Annotated in this window: 14 protein-coding genes and 2 pseudogenes; 2 read left to right on the top strand and 14 right to left on the bottom strand. The window is 68.3% G+C overall.

What is annotated here, in order from left to right; all coding sequences use genetic code 11:
* Nucleotides 1–5: 5 nt before the first annotated feature.
* The 7 genes and pseudogenes from ACFWHU_RS35660 to ACFWHU_RS35630 all read right to left on the bottom strand — a co-directional run bounded on the left by ACFWHU_RS35660 (nt 6) and on the right by ACFWHU_RS35630 (nt 7160).
* A pseudogene (locus ACFWHU_RS35660) lies at nt 6–667 on the bottom strand (IS5 family transposase).
* A gap of 101 nt (nt 668–768) precedes the next feature.
* A complete protein-coding gene (locus ACFWHU_RS35655) occupies nt 769–1353 on the bottom strand; it encodes a DinB family protein (RefSeq protein WP_387230245.1) in 585 nt (194 codons plus the stop codon).
* Between the two features lie 367 nt (nt 1354–1720).
* Complete coding sequence (locus ACFWHU_RS35650; RefSeq protein ID WP_387230243.1) at nt 1721–2905, bottom strand: serine hydrolase domain-containing protein; 1185 nt, start codon at nt 2903–2905, stop codon at nt 1721–1723.
* The gene (locus ACFWHU_RS35645; RefSeq protein WP_387230241.1) at nt 2902–3885 is read right to left on the bottom strand and encodes a glycosyl hydrolase family 32; all 984 of its coding nucleotides are present in this window, start codon (nt 3883–3885) and stop codon (nt 2902–2904) included. The genes ACFWHU_RS35650 and ACFWHU_RS35645 overlap by 4 nt, the downstream gene beginning before the upstream one ends.
* A 76-nt stretch (nt 3886–3961) precedes the next feature.
* Nucleotides 3962–4786, bottom strand: coding sequence for a carbohydrate ABC transporter permease (locus ACFWHU_RS35640; protein WP_385795561.1), 825 nt, complete (start codon nt 4784–4786; stop codon nt 3962–3964).
* The gene (locus ACFWHU_RS35635; protein ID WP_387230238.1) at nt 4786–5784 is read right to left on the bottom strand and encodes a carbohydrate ABC transporter permease; all 999 of its coding nucleotides are present in this window, start codon (nt 5782–5784) and stop codon (nt 4786–4788) included. The genes ACFWHU_RS35640 and ACFWHU_RS35635 overlap by 1 nt, the downstream gene beginning before the upstream one ends.
* On the bottom strand, nt 5781–7160 hold the full coding sequence (locus tag ACFWHU_RS35630; RefSeq protein WP_387230236.1) for an ABC transporter substrate-binding protein: 1380 nt from the start codon (nt 7158–7160) through the stop codon (nt 5781–5783). The genes ACFWHU_RS35635 and ACFWHU_RS35630 overlap by 4 nt, the downstream gene beginning before the upstream one ends.
* 278 nt (nt 7161–7438) lie before the next feature.
* On the opposite strand from ACFWHU_RS35630, the gene ACFWHU_RS35625 reads away from it, so the two are divergent.
* Nucleotides 7439–8467, top strand: a complete 1029-nt coding sequence (locus ACFWHU_RS35625) for a LacI family DNA-binding transcriptional regulator (RefSeq protein ID WP_387230234.1) — start codon at nt 7439–7441, stop codon at nt 8465–8467.
* A gap of 94 nt (nt 8468–8561) precedes the next feature.
* On the opposite strand, the gene ACFWHU_RS35620 is transcribed toward ACFWHU_RS35625, so the two are convergent.
* Nucleotides 8562–8786 carry a hypothetical protein gene (locus ACFWHU_RS35620; protein ID WP_387230232.1) on the bottom strand — a complete coding sequence of 75 codons (225 nt, stop codon included), beginning with the start codon at nt 8784–8786 and terminating at the stop codon, nt 8562–8564.
* 44 nt (nt 8787–8830) lie between these two features.
* On the bottom strand, nt 8831–10261 hold the full coding sequence (locus ACFWHU_RS35615; RefSeq protein ID WP_385795549.1) for an endo-1,4-beta-xylanase: 1431 nt from the start codon (nt 10259–10261) through the stop codon (nt 8831–8833).
* A 614-nt stretch (nt 10262–10875) separates the two neighbouring features.
* On the opposite strand from ACFWHU_RS35615, the pseudogene ACFWHU_RS35610 reads away from it, so the two are divergent.
* Nucleotides 10876–12342, top strand: a pseudogene (locus tag ACFWHU_RS35610) (non-reducing end alpha-L-arabinofuranosidase family hydrolase).
* Nucleotides 12343–13119: 777 nt separating this feature from the next.
* Here the strand turns inward: ACFWHU_RS35610 and ACFWHU_RS35605 are convergent.
* The 5 genes from ACFWHU_RS35605 to ACFWHU_RS35585 all read right to left on the bottom strand — a co-directional run bounded on the left by ACFWHU_RS35605 (nt 13120) and on the right by ACFWHU_RS35585 (nt 19971).
* Nucleotides 13120–13395, bottom strand: a complete 276-nt coding sequence (locus tag ACFWHU_RS35605) for a hypothetical protein (RefSeq protein WP_387230230.1) — start codon at nt 13393–13395, stop codon at nt 13120–13122.
* A gap of 114 nt (nt 13396–13509) precedes the next feature.
* The gene (locus ACFWHU_RS35600; RefSeq protein WP_387230228.1) at nt 13510–14616 is read right to left on the bottom strand and encodes a hypothetical protein; all 1107 of its coding nucleotides are present in this window, start codon (nt 14614–14616) and stop codon (nt 13510–13512) included.
* 1646 nt (nt 14617–16262) lie between these two features.
* Nucleotides 16263–18362, bottom strand: coding sequence for a xanthine dehydrogenase family protein molybdopterin-binding subunit (locus ACFWHU_RS35595; RefSeq protein WP_387230226.1), 2100 nt, complete (start codon nt 18360–18362; stop codon nt 16263–16265).
* Nucleotides 18359–19405, bottom strand: a complete 1047-nt coding sequence (locus ACFWHU_RS35590) for an FAD binding domain-containing protein (RefSeq protein ID WP_387230224.1) — start codon at nt 19403–19405, stop codon at nt 18359–18361. The genes ACFWHU_RS35595 and ACFWHU_RS35590 overlap by 4 nt, the downstream gene beginning before the upstream one ends.
* Nucleotides 19402–19971 carry a 2Fe-2S iron-sulfur cluster-binding protein gene (locus tag ACFWHU_RS35585; RefSeq protein ID WP_385795532.1) on the bottom strand — a complete coding sequence of 190 codons (570 nt, stop codon included), beginning with the start codon at nt 19969–19971 and terminating at the stop codon, nt 19402–19404. Before ACFWHU_RS35585 ends, ACFWHU_RS35590 begins: the two co-directional genes overlap by 4 nt.
* Nucleotides 19972–20168: the final 197 nt, after the last annotated feature.

The raw sequence follows: 20168 nt of genomic DNA, 5'->3' as shown, positions 1-20168 counted from the left end.
GTGTCTCACGTGGCGAGTTTCGCGAGCTTCTTGTAGCAGTTCAGGGCGGCGGCCAGGCCGAGGAAGGCGAGGAAGTGCGAGCCCTTTCGTTCGTATCGGACGGTGAGGCGGCGGTAGCCGACGAGCCAGGCGATCGACCGCTCGATCTTCCAGCGGTGCCGACCGAGGCATTCGCGGGACTCGATGCCTGGCCGCGCGATGCGCGCGACGAGCCCGCGCTCGCGCAGCCAGGCCAGGTGTTCGGCGGAGAAGTACGCCTTGTCCGCGCGGAGTTTGGCGGGCCGGCGCCGCCGTGGCCCCCGGCGGGACCGGACGGCGGGGATGCCGAGGATGAGCGGCTTGAGGGCGAGACTGTCGTGCATGTTCGCACCTGACACGGCGACTGCGAGCGGGATGCCCTGAGCATCGGACAGCACGTGCAGCTTGCTGCCCTTCGTGCCGCGATCGACCGGGTTCGGCCCGGTCAGCGAACCCCCCTTTTGGCGCGAACGGAGGCCTCGTCGACGATCGCCGAGGTCCAGTCCACTTCGCCCCGGACCCCGAGTTCGTCCAGCACCGCCCGATGCGGTCGACGCACCACTGCGGTGAACACGGCCCGCTGGTCGCGCGGAGCGGTCCCGCCACCTTGAGGCCGAGCCGCGAACGACGGCAGTAACGGGGCGGCCAGCTCTCAGAGTTCATCAGGAACCAGACGCCTCGACAGATCAGCACTCACGGCCGGCATCATGCCGCTCGAACATCAAGCATCAAGTCACGGGGGACAGTCTTCTATGCCTCGACTGATGCGGCCGATCTGGCCGCCTGCTCGATCCTCGCGCAGTAGGCGGTGCGGGCTTCCTCATCGATCTGCATCTCATGTTCGGGGCGCATCCCGGTTCGCCCGTCCACGCCTTCGCGCAGGATGTCGGCGTGCCCGGCATGCCGGTTGGTCTCGCCGAGCACGTGGACCATGACGGCGAACAGGTTCGTGCTGGGATAAGGCTCCGGCCACCACGGCACGTGGCCCGGGGCATCGAGGGCAAGCTCGTCGATCGTCGCGTCCGAGTGTTCCCACGTGCGCCGGTAGGACTCGATGATCTGATCGCGGGTCTCGTCCTCAGCCGCCCATAGATCGCTGCCGTCGTGGTCCTGCCACCGGGGCAACGGTTCCGGAGAAGGGCGGTCGAAGACCTCGCCGAAGTACCTGGCCTCGACGCCGGCCACGTGTTTGACCAGGCCGAGGAGGTTGGTCCCGGTCACTGTCAAAGGCCGGCGGGCGTCGTACTCGGACAGGCCGTCGAGCTTCCAGAGCAGCGCCTTGCGGTCCCGCCGCAGTCTCCCGTGCAGGCTGTTCTTTGCGAATTCATCGATCATGCGGCATGAGCCTGCCATGGGCTACTCGTGGCCTCAAGATCCCGTACGTGGACCGCAACGACCGGCAATGCTGAAACCCGGCCATGGCCACCACCCCGAGCTACTGAAGAGGCTCGCGGAACTTGCCACGTGAGACAGCCTCTTAGGCGCCGAAATGGGTGACGTTATGCGGGGTGCAAATTCCGGACGTCTGCGGGTCCAGATTGTAAGAGGTTCGTATTTCTGGACAGGGCCCGGCGGGCGACGTTGCCTACGAGGGTCCGACCAATGGGAATGTCGGTAACGTGGGCCCGCACCCCGCGGGATGCGGACCCACGTTACGAAGTGCGCCTAACGGCAGGCGGGAATGACGTTCTCGGTTGAGCCCTTATGTGCGGGACGACCTGCGGAGGAGCCGGCGGAGCTCGTCCACGATCGAGGTAGCGCGGTGATCGGCGCCCGCTTCCATGAGGTTGGTCAGGAACGCGAATCCGACCTGGTGCGTCACGTCGGCGAAGGCGACCTGCCCGCCCGCACCGTCGTGTCCGAATGAGGCGGGCCCGAGGTACTCGCGTGCGAGCGAGGGCAGTTGGAACCCCATGCCCCAACGGGAGAAAGGGGGTGGACCGCCGAAGACCGGATTGCCCTCGGCCTGCGGTCGAATGGCTTCGCCAACCGTGTCGGCGTCCAGCAGCCGTACTCCGTCTGTCTCCACCACGGTGGACGACCAGATCGTGGCCAACGCCCGGGCCGACGCGATGCCGCCCGCTCCCGGCAGCTCGGCCGCCTGTATCCGGGGGTCGTTGAATCCCCTCTCGCCGTCGACGAGTTGCGTCGGGAACGCATTCCCGAGGGTCAGGGCCCGATCGGACCAGTCGACCGTCCCCGCGGGTCGTGCTGCTGCCTGCTTCGCGACGAGCGCGGTGAGGCTCGCACCGGCCCGCAGGTGGGCGACCCGGGGCTGCGCCGAGTGGGGCAGGCCGATCCACGCGTCGGCATGGAGCGGCATGGCGACGAGCTCGTCGAAGTACCGACCGACCGTCCTGCCGGTCACGCGCCGGATGACTTCACCGGCGAGCCAGCCGTGTGTGAGGGCGTGGTACGCATGTCCCTCGCCGGGGGTCCACAAGGGTTCCTGGGCCGCCAGAAGACCGGTGACGGTGTCCCAGTCGATGACGTCCTCGACGGACAGGAGATCGCGTGGTGCAGAGAGCCCGGACCGGTGGGCGAGGAGATCGGCGACGGTGATCCCTTCCTTGCCGGCGGCGGCGAATTCGGGCCAGTGGGCGACGACAGGGGCCTGGTAGTCGAGGAGGCCCTCCTGCACGAGACGCGCGGCGAGAATGGAGGTAAGGCCCTTGGTGCAGGAGAAGATGACGCTGGTCGTGTCCTCCTTCCAGGGCGAATTGTCGCGCGCGTCGGCGGTCCCGCCCCAGAGATCGACGACCGTCTCGCCGGCCACCCTGATGGAGAGCGCCGCTCCCATGTCGTCATGGCCTGAGAAGGCGGCGGAGAATGTGTCCGCGAGAGAGGCGAATCCCGGGGCTGTGCTGCCCTCGATACGAGTGGTCATCTCTGGGCACTTCCGCCCTGGAAGGCCAGGGGGACGATGCCGCGCCGATCCGGTGACCAGGTCACCTGGAGCGGGTCGGACACCGAGCCGGGGAATCCGGCGTCGGAATCCGTTCTGTTGTCGAAGGCGAGCATCACGGTCCTGCCGGCCCGGTCATCGATGAGACGCCCGCTGTAGAGAGACTCGTCGACGACCAACCGGGCCTCCTCCACCGGGTAGGGGCCCAGGACCGTACCGACAGGGACGCTCCAGACACCACCGATCTGACCTGCCCCGCGTCGGGCGGCGGACAGCCGTGGGGTGTCGCAGGACAACAGCAGTACGGTTTCGCCGTCCACGGTCGCGATCTGGGGGACCTCCAGATGCGCGAAGCCCGCGCCCACACGGCTGAGCGGTGGCCGGACCGTCCACACCTGAAGGTCCGGTGACGTCGCGTGCCCGATCACACCGCGGTCGTCGACAGCACCGTGGTTGGCCCGGGCGGTGATGAGCATGTGCCAGCCGTCACCGGCCGGGTCCGGGAACACCCAGGGGTCGCGCCATGCCTCCTCGGGCCAGGTGGAGTCTGCCAGTTTCTCGTACCAGCGACCGTCCGCCTCGGCGATCGGCCCGGGCTGCTTCGTCCAGGTGCGCAGATCGGCGGAGAGGGCCACACCGATGCTCTCGACGTTGCCCCCGGTGTCGAGGAAGCGGGCTCCGGTGTAGAATATCCGCCACATGCCGTCCGGGCCGCGGACCACGCTGCCTGTCCAGGTGGCGGTCTCGTCGAAGGCGCCGGGCTGCCCGGGGCCGAAGACCGGGCCGTAGTCCTGCCAGTCGACCAGATCTACGGAAGTCGCGTGCCCGATGCGGGCGTTGCGATGCCTCAGCTCCGGGTCCCCCAGGCTCTTGGGGGCGTGGAGGTAGAACAGGTGGTAGGTGTCGCCGTCGTCGGCGAACCAGAAGTCCCACACCCAGGCGTGGTCCAAGCGAAATGGCATATGACGTCCTTGTGACTGCGGTCGCCGTCGTGAGTGCGCCGCGCCGTCGAGGGGATGGAGAAAAGGAAGGGGCGCTTCAGCCTTTGACCGCGCCTTGGAGCAGCGCCTTGATGAACTGGCGCTGGAAGACGGCGTAGATCACGATTGTCGGCAGCATGATGATCAGGGCGCCGGCGAACAACAGGGGCAGCTGGTTGAGGTATTGGCCCTGGAACGCTCCGAGGGCACCGGCCATGGTCCGTTTGTCGGGATCGTCGACCAGGACCAGGGGCAGCAGGAACTGGTTCCAGGTCCAGAGGAACAGCAGGATCGCCAAGGCGGAGAGGGCAGGCATGGCCAGCGGGAGCTGGATACGGCGGATCTCCTGGAAGATCCCGGCACCGTCGATGCGCGCCGCTTCGGAGAGTTCGGTGGGCACCCCGGCGAAATGCGCGCGCATCCAGAGGACGCTGAACGGCATGTAGAGCCCGATCAGCGGAAGGATGATCGCCCACTGGGTGTTGAGCAGCCCCATGGCGGTGATCTCGTAGTAGATCGGGATGATGATCGCTTCGAAGGGGATGGTCAGGCCCAGCAGGAGCAGGGCGAAGACGAATCCCCCGCCGCGGACACGCAGATTCCCCAGGGCGTATCCGGCCAGCGTCGACAGGAGCAGGCTGAGCGGGACGACGCCGAGGATGATGAGGGTGCTGGAGCCGAGCAGCTGCCAGACGTGCGCCGTCCGGAAGGCTACGGCGAAGTTGCCCCACTGAGGATCGCTGGGCCAGGAGAACCCGTCGGGAATGCGGTCCGCGGGCTGGAGGGCTCCGGAGAGCATTCCGGCGAGTGGCAGCAGGGTGAGAACCAGCACCAGGACGAGGACAACGCGTCCGATGATCACTTCCGCCTTGTTGACGACCATCAGTTCCGCTCCCTTGCCAGCAACTGAATGGGCAGCACTGCCAGGAGGACGAGTGCGAGGAGGACGATACCGAAGGCGGACGCCAGGCCGACTTCGCTCTGGGTGAAGGCGAGCCGGAAGATCGAGATGCCGGGGACGAGTGTGCTGGTTCCCGGACCGCCCTTGGTGGTGGTGTAGATGATGTCGAAGCTGCTCAGCGCGGCGATCACGGTGATGGTGACCAGGACGGCGATCTCCCGTCGCAGCCCGGGGAGGGTGACGGTCATGAACTCCCGCCACCAGCCGGCCCCGTCGAGCCGCGCCGCCTCGTAGAGGGAGGCGTCGATCTTTCCGATGCCGGTGAGGAGCAGGATCGTGCACAGGCCCGTGAGTACCCAGGAGCCGATGAGGCCGACCGCGGGAAGAGCGGTACCGAAGCCCGCCAGCCATGACCGGGACAGGAAGCCCAGGCCGACGGCGTCGAGGATGGTGTTGATCGTGCCGGTTTGCGCGTACATCCACGACCAGGCGATGCCGGCGGCCACCAGCGGGATGATCTGCGGCAGGAACAGCACCGTGCGGGCCATCGTCGCGAAGGGACCGGGGCGCATCGTGCGGATCAGGGTCGCCAGGGCCAGACCGCCGGCCACCGGGATCACTGTGAAGAAGACGATGAGGATCAGCGCGTTGACGATCGAGATCAACAACTCCGGTTCGGTGAAAACCCGGACGTAGTTGTCGATGCCTGCCCAGGTGGCAGCTCCGATGCCATTCCAGTGGTAGAGCGAGTAGCGCACGGCCGTTATCAGCGGGTAGATCACGAACGTGCAGAAGAACGCCAGCGCCGGCAGGACGAAGAGCCAGCCGATGGCAAGTCTCCGCCGTGCCTCCCCTCGCGCGGTGGGGCGGCCGGACCGGCGAGGAGGTCCTCCGACGCCCGCGGCATGAGGGCTCTCGGGCCGGTCCGGTGCCACCGCCGCCGGCTTCGGCGACTCATGCCCGCGGACGTCGTCGATCATGAGCCGGCCAGCTCCTTGACGTAGTACTCCTGGATGGATTCGACGAATGCCTTGGGCTCCATGCGCCGGGTCAGGAGCTTTTGCTCGTCCGGCTGGAAGGCGCCGGCGTAGATGCCCGCCGTGGTGTTGGCCATGAAGTCGACGAATCCGTCATCGGATCCGACCTGCGCCGACGCCGCGAGGACCTGGGCGGTCAGCGAACCTTCCTTCGCCTTCGGCAACGCCTGCGATGGATCGCCCCCGGGAGACGCGCCCGTGACGTCGATGATGATCTGGCGGGCCTTGGGGTCGGTGTGGATCCAGTTCAGGAAGAAGGCCGTGGCGTCGGCGTGCTTCGCCTTGGCCGGTATGGCGAACGAGTTCGCGGCGCCCATCGCTACGTACGGGCTGCCGGCGGTGGCCGGAGGAGCCAGGAAGAACCGGGCGGCCCCCTGTCCCATAGCCTTGTCGGTTCCCGCGGCGTCCCAGTTTCCGTCGAACATCAGCAGGCCCTTGCCCGCGTGGAAGTTGGACACCATCGTCGTGTAGTTGATCGCGTTGACGTCGGACGGGAAGTAGCCCGCGTCGGCCCACTTCTTGAAGACCGTGGCGCCCTTGACGCCGGCCTCGGTGTCGAATGTGGCGCCGGGCTTGTTGAACATCCAGTCGACCAGGTCCGACTTGTCCCCGTACTGGTTTATCAGGGCCTGGAGCGCGAAGGTGCCGACACCGTCCTGCATGCCGATCTGGACGGGAAGGATCTTGGCTGCCTTGGCCTTGGCCATCCATCCCTCCAGCTCGGCGATGGTGGCCGGCGCGCCGGAGAGCCCCAGTTGCTTGGCGTACTTCTCGTTCACATAGATGCCCGTCACGCTGTAGCCCAGGCCCATCTGGTACAGCGATCCCTCGCCCCGAACGCCCTTGGCGCTCATGCGGGACGGCGCCAGTTGGCCGACGGAGAACTTGTCCCACCCGTAGCCCTTGAAATAGGGGTCGAGGTTGGTCAGGAGCCCGTCCTTGACGGTGTCGCCCATGGTGGGCAGACGTATGAGGTCCGGTGCGTCGGCGCCTGCGAGGAGGCGCGGTGCGTTCGCGGTGAGATTCTGGAAGCTGTCGCGGACGACCTTGAACGTGACGTTCGGGTGCTGCTTGGTGAACTCCGCGGCCAAGTCGTCTGTGACAGGAAAGCCCGTCTCGTCCTGGATCTTGATCGTGACCTTGTCGGAGGTGAGCTTCAGGTCCACCTCGCCCGAACTGGTCGGGGCCGGGGCCGGTGACCCGGGCGCACAACCCGCCAGAGCGAGCGCGCCTGCGGTGACGGCGACCACAACGGCTCTCCGGCGTACAGGTGTTGCGGTGCCACGTCCCTCGCGGGGACGGATCGACTTGAGTGCCATCTACAAGACTCCGTTGTCTGAGCGTGCTCCGGGGAAGGTGCTTCCGCGGAGCCACAGGCGAGTGCCGTCGACGTAAGACGGTCGGCTCCGGGAGGGGGCGCGAGGCAGGACCCCATGAACAGATGGGGCTAAACTGCTTGCTAAAACCATTTAGCGGTGCTCATAGTCGGACGTGCCGCAGCCCCTGTCAAGGAAGAATTCTCAGCGGGCCGGATGCCGTGATTATCTTGAGACCAGCGCGCACGCCCGTCACGTCGCGCCGCACGGGAGAGGAATCCATGCCGCCCAAGCGCGTCACGCTCGCAGATGTCGCTCGGCGTGCCGGGCTGTCCACCAGCGCCGCGTCGATGATCCTCAACGGCCGGCCGGACACCCGGCTCTCCGCCGATGCTCATGCCCGTGTGAACGAGGCGGCCGCCGAACTCGGTTACCGGCCGAACGTTGCCGCCCGCAGCCTGCGAACCGACAAGACCCTCACCATCGGATTCATTTCCGATGTCGTCGCCACCACCCGTTTCGCGAGCGGTTTGATCCGCGGAGCGCTGGACGCCGCACAGCGAGCGGGGCATGTCATCCTCGTGCTGGAGACCGGCGGCGACCCGGCGCGCGAGTCCGAGGCGATAGGGGCCGTACTCGACCGTCAGGTCGACGGGATCATCTTCGCCGTCATGCGGGCCCGGGAGCTGTTCGTGCCCGAAATCCCGTCGACCACGCGAGTGGTCATGCTCAACGCCACAAACAAGAAGCACCCCGTCTCGGTACTTCCGGACGAACTCACCGGAGGGGGCTCAGCGGTCAAGCTCCTCGCCGACGCCGGTCACCGGGAGGGAATCGCTCTCATCGGGCACAACGAAGAGGCCGAGAGGGGCCTCTTCCGCTCCACCACCGTCGCGCAGCGGATCACCGGCATCCGCGCGGAGATGGCCGCGCGAGGGATGCGATTCGCCGCCGAGGAGTCGTGCTGGGAGTGGGAGCCGCACCACGGCTACGACGTGACCCACTCCCTCCTCGAACGCCGGAGCGACATTCGCGCCCTGCTGTGCATGAACGACCGCCTCGCGTTCGGCGCGTACCAGGCACTGGCCGACCACGGCCTGTCCGTCCCGCACGACGTCTCGGTGGTCTCGTTCGACAACGACGAGCTCGCCTCCTACCTGAGACCCGGCCTCACGACTGTCGGACTGCCCCACGAGGCCATGGGCCGCGCATCCGTCGAAATCCTCCTCGCGCCCCGCAGACCCTCCGACAGCCGGCTGATCCCCATGCCGGTGATAGAACGAAGATCGGTACGGTCTCCGGCAGGATGAGCAATCGCCTTCCACTTTCCGGCGGCGCGACGCACGGGAGCCTTCAAAAGACCCGCGCTCACTGCCCTGTCCCCCACGCGATCTCGTTCGCTGTTCAGACGGGCGACACCGCGCTGTCGCCGCTGCCCAGGGTGACCAGATCACGGGCAGCGTCCTCCTGCCCGGCGCGCAGCGCGGCCCGCAAGGGCACCGACCCCGGGCACGCCGCCATGCTGCGCGCGGCTGTCCAGGAGCGCTCGAGGGGCGCCGCCAGCACGGCACTGCGGTGCCCCGGGACCATCAGCGATGTCGTCGTGGAGGGCCCCGGGGGGAGCCGCAACGTGAGTCCTCAGCGATTCGACCTTCCGTTTGCGGCAGGTCCCATCAGGTGCGGGTCCAGCGTTGGTTGTTGCCGTTCGAGCAGGAGTAGAGCTGGATCAGGGTGCCGTTGGCGGTGCCGCCTCCGACGGCGTCGAGGCAGAGGCCGGACTGGACTCCGACGATGGATCCGTCGGAGTTGAGGCGCCACTTCTGGTTGTCGCCGCCCCAGCAGCTGTAGATCTGGACTTGGGTGCCGGTGCCCGTGCCGGCGGCGTCCAGGCACTTGTTGCCGTAGACCCTGAGCTCGCCGGCGGCGGTATAGGTCCACTGCTGCTGTGTTCCGTTGTGGCAGTCCCACAGGTTGAGCCGTGTGCCGTCGGTGGTGCTGGCGTTGGGTACATCGAGACAGCGGCCCGAACCGACGCCCTTGATCGGTCCGGAACCAGAAGGGGGCGTGGAGGAGCCGCCGTTGAGTGCGCTGAGGACGGCGGTGTAGGCGGGCTTCTTGCTGCCGTCGCTGTTGAACAGCAGAGGCGTGTGCTCCGGTCGCCAGGAGTCGGTGTCGCGAACACCCCAGACGGTGATGCCGAGGCAGCGCGGGACGGCCAGGCAGTCGTTGGTCACGTTGGTGTAGGTAGTGGCCGAGGCACCCTGGATGTCGAGTTCGGTGATGGCCACGTCGACGCCGAGGGCGGCGAAGCTCTGCAATGTGGTGCGGAAGTTGCTGTTGTAAGGGCTGCCGCTGTTGAAGTGCGACTGGAAGCCGACACAGTCGATCGGCACGCCGCGCTGCTTGAAGTCTCGGACCATGGCGTACATGGCCTGGGTTTTGGCCCAGGTCCAGTCCTCGACGTTGTAGTCGTTGTAGCAGAGCTTGGCGGCCGGGTCGGCGGCGCGCGCCGCGCGGAAGGCGACCTCGATCCAGTCGTTGCCCGTGCGCTGCAGGTTGGAGTCGCGCCGGGCTCCCGTACTGCCGTCGGCGAAGGCCTCGTTCACGACGTCCCACTGAGCGATCTTGCCCTTGTAGTGGCCCATCACGCCGTTGATGTGGTCGATCATCGCCTGGCGCAGCGTGCCGCCGCTGAGGCTCTGCATCCAGCCGGGCTGCTGGGAGTGCCAGGCCAGGGTGTGACCGCGCACCTGCTTGCCGTTCTGCACCGCCCAGTTGTAGACGCGGTCACCGGCGGTGAAGTTGAACTGGCCCCGCTGCGGTTCGGTGGCGTCTATCTTCATCTCGTTCTCGGCCGTCACCGAGTTGAACTCACGGCCCGCGATCGTCGTGTACGCCGAGTCACCCAGCCTGCCCGAGGCGATGGCGGTGCCGAAGTAGCGGCCGCTCTGCGACGCCGCGGCACCGAGCGTGCTCTCGGCGGCGTGTGCTCTCGGTGGCGCGCCCAGTGCGGCGACGGCGCCGAGGACGCCGGCGACCAGCGCCAGCAGCAGAACGCGGATCTTCCGGCGGACAACGGTTCTGGGAAGGGCATACAAGCCCATGGCTGTGCCTCCAGGGTAGGAATCACGGAAGTGATGAATCGCGGGGGGATGCGTCGCCCGCTCCCACTGGGCAGACGGACGGGGCGGCCCGGAACCCGAACAGCGCGAAACCACCGGAGAAGAGGGTGGCGCAGGCGCTCGGGTACGCGGATTCTTTGCGCGACTGTGGGCGGATCTGCTGTGCGGCACTGGCCCAGGACCAACGGGGTTCGAGCTCGCGCGCTATGACCGGTGTCTCACAGGTAGAGATGATTGAGGCACTCACGAGGGGTCGTCAATACGCCCGACATAGAAAGTTTCGGGTCTACACCCGAAAATTTCCGAGATCCCGGTGAGCCTGGTGCCGAGTCGTCCGCGGACGCTGTGGGGCCGGTGCCAGGGCCAGAATGTGGGGTGCTTCCGGTCGGTACGAAGCTTCTCAAGGCCAAGGAGCAGGCGCTGTTTATGGACAGATCGGCGCCGAGCCTTGACCGGAGCGCCCCGTATTCCTAGCTTGTGGCATCAGAGAATCCGGGAACTTTTCGAAACTCTTTCGAAACATCACTGTGCCGCGGAGCGGCCGCTCCGCAGTTCATCGCGGTTGCCTCGCCCCCGCCCCCAAAGGAGCCCCTCTGATGTGGTTTCGCCACCCGTCCCCGGTCCGTCCAAGACGCCTCCTGGCCGTCCTCGCGCCCTTGCTCCTTGTGGCTGCCTTCCTCGGCGCCCAGCCCGCCGACGCGGCGACCGTCGACCCCAACGCCTCATATGTGCTGGTCAACCGCAACAGCGGCAAGGCCCTGGATGTCTACAACATGGCGACCAACGACGGCGCCCGCATCACCCAGTGGACCAGAAACGATCAGTACCAGCAGCAGTGGCAGTTCGTCGATTCCGGGGGCGGCTACTACCGCGTCAAGTCTCGCCACTCGGGCAAGGTGCTGGACGTCTACAACTGGTCCACCGCGAACGGCGACTCGATCGTCCAGTGGGCCGACCTGAACGCCACCAACCAGCAGTGGCGGCTGGCCGACAGCTCGGATGGCTACGTGAGGTTCATCTCGCGCCACAGCAACAAGGCCCTCGAAGCGCAAGGCGCCTCTACCGCCGACAACGCGAACATCGTCCAGTACGACGACTGGGGCGGCACCAACCAGCAGTGGCAGCTCGTCAAGGTCGGCGACGACAACCCCGGCCCATGCGATCTTCCGTCGACGTACCGCTGGACATCAACGGGCGCGCTGGCGCAGCCCAAGCCGGGATGGGTCTCGCTCAAGGACCTCACCGTCGTCCCCTACAACGGCAGGCAACTCGTCTAGGCGACGACGCACGACACGGGGACGAGTTGGGGTTCGATGAGCTTCGGCCTGTTCACCAACTGGTCGGAGATGGCCTCGGCCAGCCAGAACGCGATGTCGACTTCCACCGTGGCGCCCACGCTCTTCTACTTCGCACCGAAGAACATCTGGGTGCTCGCCTACCAGTGGGGCGGAACCGCCTTCTCCTACCGGACGTCGAGCGACCCGACCAACCCGAATGGCTGGTCATCCCAGCAGGAGCTCTTCTCCGGAAGCATCTCCGGCTCCGGGACAGGACCCATCGACCAGACCCTCATCGGTGACGGGACGAACATGTTCCTGTTCTTCGCCGGTGACAACGGCAAGATCTACCGGGCCAGTATGCCGATCGGGAACTTCCCGGGCAGCTTCGGCACGACCTCGACAGTGATCATGAGTGATACGACGAACAACCTGTTCGAAGCCCCGCAGGTCTACAAGCTGCAGGGCCAGAACCGCTACCTCATGATCGTCGAGGCGATCGGCTCGCAGGGCCGCTACTTCCGCTCGTTCACTGCCACCGGTCTGAACGGCTCATGGACGCCCCAGGCCGCGACCGAGAGCAACCCCTTCGCCGGCAAGGCCAACAGTGGCGCCGGCTGGACCAACGACATCAGCCATGGCGAACTGATCCGCAGCAGCCCTGATCAAACCATGACCGTAGATCCCTGCAACCTGCAGTTGCTCTACCAGGGGCGCAGCCCCAACTCCGGCGGCGACTACGGCCTCCTGCCCTACCGTCCGGGTCTGCTGACACTGCAGCGCTGACGGCGTGACGCGGGTCCGGCTCCAGTACGGAGCCGGCGTGCCGATAGCCTCGGCCGGCGACCAGCAGTTCGCCGAGTCCTTGACCATCATTTCCGGCAGGTCAGCCTGAGCTCCCGCCGCGGGAAGCAGCAATGCCGACATTCCCCTTGGGTGCGGTCCGCGTGTCGTGTGCTTGCTTGAGGTTCCGAAGCAGCTCTCCCCTACAGGACAGCCGATGCCTGCACCCCGACCGCGGACTACGACTATCGGAACCCTAAGCACACACGCAGCACGCCCATCACACCGAAGGAGAATTTCCGTTTTCAACCCACGTGAACACCCCGGCTCCGCAAGCACGCCAACTACTGTGCAGTGAAACCCCTGACCATGCAGCGTGGCGGTCGCCCTTCGGGGCGACCGAGGATCGCAACGCCCTGGCGCTCGGCCCGCAGATCGGCGCGATCAAGTGGCGGTCGCCCTTCGCGGTGACCAAGGATCGCAACGCTCCGGGCGTGCGGCCCTTGTACTCGGATGGCGGGGCGGCGGTCGCCACCTTCACCGCCACCGACCACCGCTCGACGCCTACCCAACACCCAAACCCCACCTCCCGCCGCAGCACTGCCCGGCTCGGTCGTCGGCACCATCAGGTAGTCGCCGGTGGACAGCACGCGCACGCCCGGAAGTCCGGCGGCCGCGCTCCGTACCGGAGGGCACCAGCACACCGCACGTTGCTGAGCTGATCGGCGATCACCGGGTGGCCTTCGCTCGGATCGTCCGGCTCTACTCGTGAAGCCCAGGTCAGACCACATCGTCAAGGAGCCCGAAGCCTTCCGGGAACCCTTCCAGGAACTCTCGCCGAGCGGGATCGGACTCGGCTTCAGCCATCGTCCCGAGCAGGTCCATCAGTTCGCTCCGCTGGTTGCTCGACAACCTGCTGAACAGGTGGGCGACGCCCTCCAGCACCTTGACCGCGTCGTCCGGATCCATCTGCTCGTCTTCACTGCCCTCGATGAACCTCAGAACGTCGACCAAGGCCTCGGCCAGGGCCTGGGTCAGAGACGAGTACACGGCCATCAAGGCAGACTCCCAGCAGGTCACGTCAGTAGAGTCCGGCCACCCCACCACACACCACTGACATCACACTCAGTCAGCCCTCCACGGAAAATGCCGCTGCTCGATTGCCGGCGGCTAGAAAAGGCCGGCTGAGGTGCCCTGCGTGAGGTTCTCGAGGATCGTGCGCAGCCACGGGCTGCGCACGGCTGGGAGCCGGACCAAGGTGTGCTGGAACGTTCCCCTGTCGGCCCGGAACAGGTAGTTGGGGAGCAGCGGGAGCGGGTCGTCGCGGAGTACGTCTCGAGGTATGCGGCCTGACGCCGGAACCGGCAAGTGCGGCTGGGGAGAGACCAGCCACAGCCACACACCCAGCGGCAGGGGCACCAGATATGCCGACGCGGTCGGGCCAGCCGGGGCCCAGGTCCGACCTGTCTGAGGATGGACCGGTACGAGGAGGATGTCGACGCCCGCCTCCGGGGCGGGTTGTCCCGGTCCAGCCAGGACGGCGCGCCGCTTCGGGGGACCTCCCGGCAGCAGGGCGTCGAGAGCGCGCTGGAACACGTCCTCGGTCAGACCGCCCGGGACCTCCACCGGCTGCCCTTGGGAGGCAAGCAGCAGGTGGGCGAGCGCCTGGCCGGCCGCCGCTTCCCACTGCGGGCTCCACGACCAGTAGTGGTTCGACCCCGACCGTCCTCCCCACGTGGCAATCGGCTCGAACGGGGGCGTTTTCTCCCCCTTCTCCGCCAGCTCCGCCCAGGAGTGGCGCACAGCGTGGATACCGTCAACGGGGACGCGGTGCACGACGTCCGAGCTGAGCCGTATCGCCTGCCAGAGGGAGCAGTCGTCGACCCTGGTCGCCACGGGGAGGTCGCATGCCTCGCAGGCCATGTTGGGCCCGTCGGCTCCGTCGAGGCCGCAGCAGGCACCGCCGCGCTTCTCAGGGATCAGCCGGGTTCCACGGATATCACCGGGCGCGATGACACTCGCCCCGGGCGCGCTGTCGGACAGTGCGTAGACCGGCGCGTAGATGCCGCGTGCCTCCGCCTCGCCCGGATCGATCTCGGCCCACATCCGCCACGGCCCTCCCCAAGGGTCCGGGTCCACGGCAAACGTCCCGGACTCCATGAGCACCGGAAGCTGGGCTCCGTTCCCGTACTTCTGACGGGCGTGGACCGGCAGCGAGACCTGGGACAGCGGGGTGGTCAACTCGGCGCCGCATCCCGCACACACGAAAACGAACAAATGTCCTCCGCCTGGGAAACAGACGCATCGTCGCAGCTCGCCGGCAGCCGGCCAACATGTTTTCTCATCCGTTGCGGGAACGGCGCCTGCCACCGTCGTGGAGTCTCGACGATCGCGGGCAAGTGCCAGTCGCCGCCTGTGACCACGGCAAGCGACTCACTCAGTGTTCGAGTTCCCGGAAGTGCTGTGCCGCCTCCCGAAGTGGCGAACATCTGCTGCCCGTTCTCGGGCTCTGGCACAGGTTCTGTGATGCACCCGCACTGAATGGCGCTGAGCCACCGCCGTGTATTACGCCGATGTCGGCGACCCGGCCCTGTCGCGACCAACGTCGAGAGTCCAGGTGCCGTCGCACTGCACGGCCAGCCACGCCGGTTTCGGCGGCAGAGACAGGGAAGCACCGCCGAGGATCGGCCGAGGGGCAGGGTGGTCGACATGGGCTTCCCGTACGAAGCAGCACGTAGAACGAGCGCAGCGGGAACCTCGGGGGTCCAGTGGTGCCTGAACTCTTGTGGCCCTGGACTGTCGAGGCGTACGACAGGGCGCCGCAGGTGCCGCTCATCCCGGTTACCCCGCTTCGGGCGCTTTTTCTGCGGGGCCTGTGGCCGCCCCGCTTCGGCCGGCCCTCCTGAAGCCGACCGGCGTCGGCCGCGCACACTGGCACCAACCGGGACGCGCCTCCGGGCGGTGCCCAAGGGAGTCGGGCCGTGGAACGGCCGTGCCTCGGGGTCGAAGAAGCAGGGCGAGGACTGCGGTGCCTCGCGGCCCGAGTGGCTGTCGACCCGCGCGATGGCCTTCCGCCCCATGTCCAGTGCTCGCCGCACTGACGAACGGGCCCCCGCCTCCGTCCGCGCTGCGCCGAGGACGCGTTTCGCCTCCTCGTACGCGTTGAGCGCCACGGTCCACGCGCCCAGCAGCGCCTCATCATCCGCAGGACCCAGGACGTGGGGGTGCCCGGCCAGCACCTCACCGAAGTCGGTTATCTCCGCGTCCAGCTCGGCTCTTGTGGCCGACGACATGCGTGACATGGCCGAAGGGTACGTCGGCCGACGAGCTGACCTGTCAGCTTGCAGCACAGGCCCGGTCCATCAACCGGACCGTCCGCGTCACGCAGCGCGCGCATCACAGAAGTTGAACCAGAGCCCGTTCTCGCGACCATAGCCAGGCCGAACCGCCCGCCGCCGCTCACAACCACGACCGGGCGGCGGCGGTGCGTGCCGTGGACCACACCGACCCGCGCGCGGACCGCCGTCCCTACGGCCCGTCAACGGCCGAGCGGCGTAGCAGCGGAGGCATCGCGTTCGTTTCGCGAACGGCCCCGGAGGCCTTCGCTTCGGGACGGCCACGTACCCAACTGCCGGCTGGGTGAACACAGTCCCCTCGCCGCGCGTCGACAACTCCCTCGCCCTTACGACCCCTCGGGGCCGCGTGTGGAGCACGGTGCGCGACAGCGCGATCTCCTCGGACCGCGTCGACGAGCCGGGTGCGGCCTTCGAGCGCGACCGCCCCCGGGCGCGGGGCTCCGTGGACGGTGCGGGCGCCTGGTTGTTCGCGCTGTTCGATGCCGTCGCGTACGCCGTGGCCCGGATGTCCGAACACCGGCCGCGAAGCGCTGAGCCGCGTATCACCGACCGGATCCTTCTCGTCCGTCAGCCCAGATGCGGCAGCAGTCTGTCCGGCCGCATCGGCACCTCACGCAGCCGGATCCCCGTCGCGTGGTGCACCGCGTTGCCGATCGCCGCCGCCGCGCCGACGATGCCGATCTCGCCGATGCCCTTGCTGCCCATCGGATTGAGATGCCGGTCGTCCTCCTCGATCCAGTACGCCTCCACCGAGCGCACGTCCGCGTGCGCGGGCACGTGGTACGAGGCGAGGTCGCGCTCCGCGAAGTCACCGGCCACGGGATCGATCGTCGAGCCCTCCATCAGCGCCATGCCGAGCCCCATCGTCATCGCGCCGATGAACTGGGAGCGTGCCGTCAGGGAGTTGAGGATGCGACCGGAGGCGAAGACCCCCAGCATCCGGCGCACCCTGATCTCACCCGTGTCCGTGTCCACCTGGACCTCCACGAAGTGCGCGCCGTAGGCGTGGCGGGCGAACTCCGATCCTGCCTGTACGTCCTGCGCCGTGTCGGCGCTCGCGGACAGCCCCTCGGCGGGCACGGCGCCGCCCGCCGCCTCGATACGTGAACGCAGCGCACGGCACGCCTTGTCGACGGACCACCCCCACGAGCCGGTGCCCGACGAACCGCCGGCCAGCGGGGCCGTCGGCAGGTCGCTGTCGCCGATCGTGATCCGGACCCGGTCCAGGGGCGCGTGGAGCGCGTCGGCCGCGATCTGGGCGAGCACGGTGCGGGCTCCCGTACCGATGTCGGTGGCGTTGACCCGTACCAGGAATCCGCCGTCCGCCTCCGCGCGCGCCTCGGCGGTGGACGGTGAGATCAGCACCGGGTACGAGGCGGCGGCGACGCCACTGCCCAGCAGGAACCGGCCCTGCCTCCGCACCCCGGGGCGCGGATCGCGGTCCCGCCAGCCGAACCGTCCGGCCCCCTCGCGCAGACACTCCACCAGATGGCGACTGCTGTAGCGTCGGCCCGAATCCGGCTCGTACGAGGGCTCGTTGCGCACCCGCAGCTCCACCGGGTCCACCCCGGCGGCCAGGGCCAGCTCGTCCATCGCCGACTCCAGCGCGTACATGCCGGACGCCTCGCCGGGCGCGCGCATCCACGAAGGCGACGGCACGTCGAGCGCGGTGACGCGATGGGTGGTGCGGCTGTGCGGCGAGGTGTACATGGTGCGGGCGGGTGTGGCGGCCTGCTCCACGAACTCCTTGATCGTGGACGTGTACGTGGTCACCTCGTGCGCCAGTGCGTCGATCACCCCGTCCGGGCCCGCGCCGAGCCGCACCCGCTGGATGGTCGGCGGCCGGTGTCCGACGAGCGCCGGAAGCTGGGAGCGGTGCAGCACCAGCTTGACCGGGCGTCCGACATGCAGGGCCGCCATCGCTGCCAGCACCGGCTGCGGACGCGGGGTGCCCTTGGAGCCGAAGCCGCCGCCGACATGTTCGCTGATGACGGTGACGTGGGCCGGGTCCATGGCGAAGAGCGCCGCCAGCGTCTCGCGTACGGCACTCGACCCCTGGCTGGAGTCGTGCACCGTCAGCCGCCCGTCGTTCCATTGGGCGACGGCGGCGTGCGGCTCCATGGGATGGTTGTGCATCGGGTCCATCGAGTACGTGACGTCGACGGTGACCGGGGCGGCGGCGTAGGCGGCGTCGAAGTCGCCGCGCTCGCGGGTCCCGGGGTGCCCGCCGTTGGCCAACTCGGGTGTGTAGAGGCCCGGATGGTCGGGGGTGAGGACGACGTCGTGGTCCTCGGTGACGTAAGTGACGCGCACCGCGTCGGCGGTGGCGCGCGCCGCTTCCAGGCTTGTGGCCACCGCGACGGCGACGACCCAGCCCCGGTGCGGCACACGGTCGTCGCGCAGCGCACCCAACGTCGGGTCCTCGGGCTCGCCGATCCGGGGCGCGTTCTCATGGGTCAGTACGGCGACGGCGCCGGGCTCGGCGAGGGCCGTGGCGGTGTTGAAGGACTCGATCCGGCCACGCGCCACGGTCGCGGTCACCACCCACGCGTAGAGGCAGCCCGGCGGGGTGTGCTCGGCGGCGTACCTGGCCGTGCCTCTGACCTTGGCCGGGCCCTCGATCCTGACGGCGGCGGAACCCAGGGCCCGCTCTCGGCTGGTCGTCACCGGTCTCCTCCGTGCTCGTGGCCGGTGTGACGGGGATCGGCGCGGTCGACGGTGGTCGCGCCGGGGCCGGCCAGTTCGGTGAGCAGCCGGACGGCCAGATTGCGGGCGATCGGGATCTTGAATCCGTTGTCCCGCAGTGGCCGGGCGGCGGCCAGTTCCGCCGCCACGGCGCGGTCGAAGGCGTCGGTGGTGGCCGGCCCGCCGACCAGCGCGGCTTCGGCGGTGGTGGCACGCCAGGGCTTGTGGGCCAGCCCGCCGAAGGCGAGCCGCACCTCCCGTACGACACCGTCGCGTACGTCGAGCGCCACGGCGGCCGACGCCAGCGCGAAGGCGAACGAGGCGCGGTCCCTGGCCTTGCGGTAGGCGGACGGCAGACCGGCGGACGATGCCGGCAGCCGGACACCGGTCACGAGTTCGCCCGGCCGGATCACGGTGTCCAGGTCGGGGCGGTCGCCGGGCAGCCGGTGGAAGTCGGTGAGCGGTACGGTCCGCCGACCGTCCGGGCCCAGCAGCAGTACGTCGGCGTCGAGCACGGCGAGTGCGACCGCCATGTCGGAGGGGTGCGTCGCCACGCACGACTCGGAGTGCCCCAGCACCGCGAGATCGCGGTGGACGCCCTCCCGCGCGGGACAACCGGAGCCGGGCTGCCGCTTGTTGCACGGCTTGGTGACGTCCTGGAAGTACGGACAGCGGGTGCGCTGGAGCAGATTGCCGCCGGTGGTGGCCGAGTTGCGCAGTTGTCCCGAGGCACCCGCGAGCAGTGCCTGCGACAGCACCGGATAACGCGTCCGGACGGCCGGGTCTGCGGCGAGATCGCTGTTGCGGACGGTGGCGCCGATGAGGAGACCGCCGTCGTCGGTCTCCTCGACGCGGTCGAGCGGCAGTCGGGCGACGTCAACGAGGTGGCCGGGGGTCTCGACCCCGAGCTTCATGAGGTCGACGAGGTTGGTGCCGCCGCCGAGGAAGCGGGCGTTCGGATCGCGGGAGAGGACGGCGACGGCCTGGTCCGGGTCGGTGGCGCGTTCGTACGTGAAGGACTTCATGAAGCCACCACCCGGGCATCGCCCCTGCTGCCGTCCGTCGCGCCCGCGACGTCCTCGATCGCCGCGACGATGTGCGGGTACGCGGCGCAGCGGCAGATGTTGCCGCTCATCCGTTCGCGGATCTCGTCGGCGGTGAGCGGCACCGGCCGGCCCGGGGGCGGGCCGGCCGCGTCGGTGACATGGGACGGATGGCCGCCGGCCGCCTCGGCGATGACGCCGAGCGCCGAGCAGAGCTGGCCGGGCGTGCAGTAGCCGCACTGGAAGCCGTCGTGGTCGAGGAAGGCCTGTTGCAGCGGGTGAAGACCGTCCGTACCACCGCCCGACAGACCCTCGACCGTGGTGATGCGGGCACCGCTCTGGGCGACGGCCAGCATCAGACAGCTGTTGGCGCGCCGACCGTCCACCAGGACCGTACAGGCGCCGCACTGGCCCTGGTCACAGCCCTTTTTAGGTCCGGTGAGGTGCAGGTGCTCGCGCAGCGCGTCGAGCACGGTGGTGCGGTTGTCGAGTGTCAGTCGGTGCGGTTCGCCATTGACGTGGAGCATCACTTCGGACGTTTGCGGCATCACCGTCGGGTATCCCTCGCCCACGCTCGGCAAACGCGCCCCACGACCGCCCCACCCGATCGGCTCCCCCAAGCCCGGCCTGATCATGGGAACGTCCGCCACCCCGCTCCTGGGCGGGCTCTTCCCGGACAGACCGGACGGAAACGCTCAGCGATGAGACGGTCTTGACGCCGGTAAGCTCGCAGGTGGTGCCACGT

This window comes from Streptomyces sp. NPDC060366, from assembly GCF_042725135.1.
Classification (GTDB): Bacteria; Actinomycetota; Actinomycetes; order Streptomycetales; family Streptomycetaceae; genus Streptomyces.
This window is presented reverse-complemented; position numbering and strand designations above follow the sequence as displayed.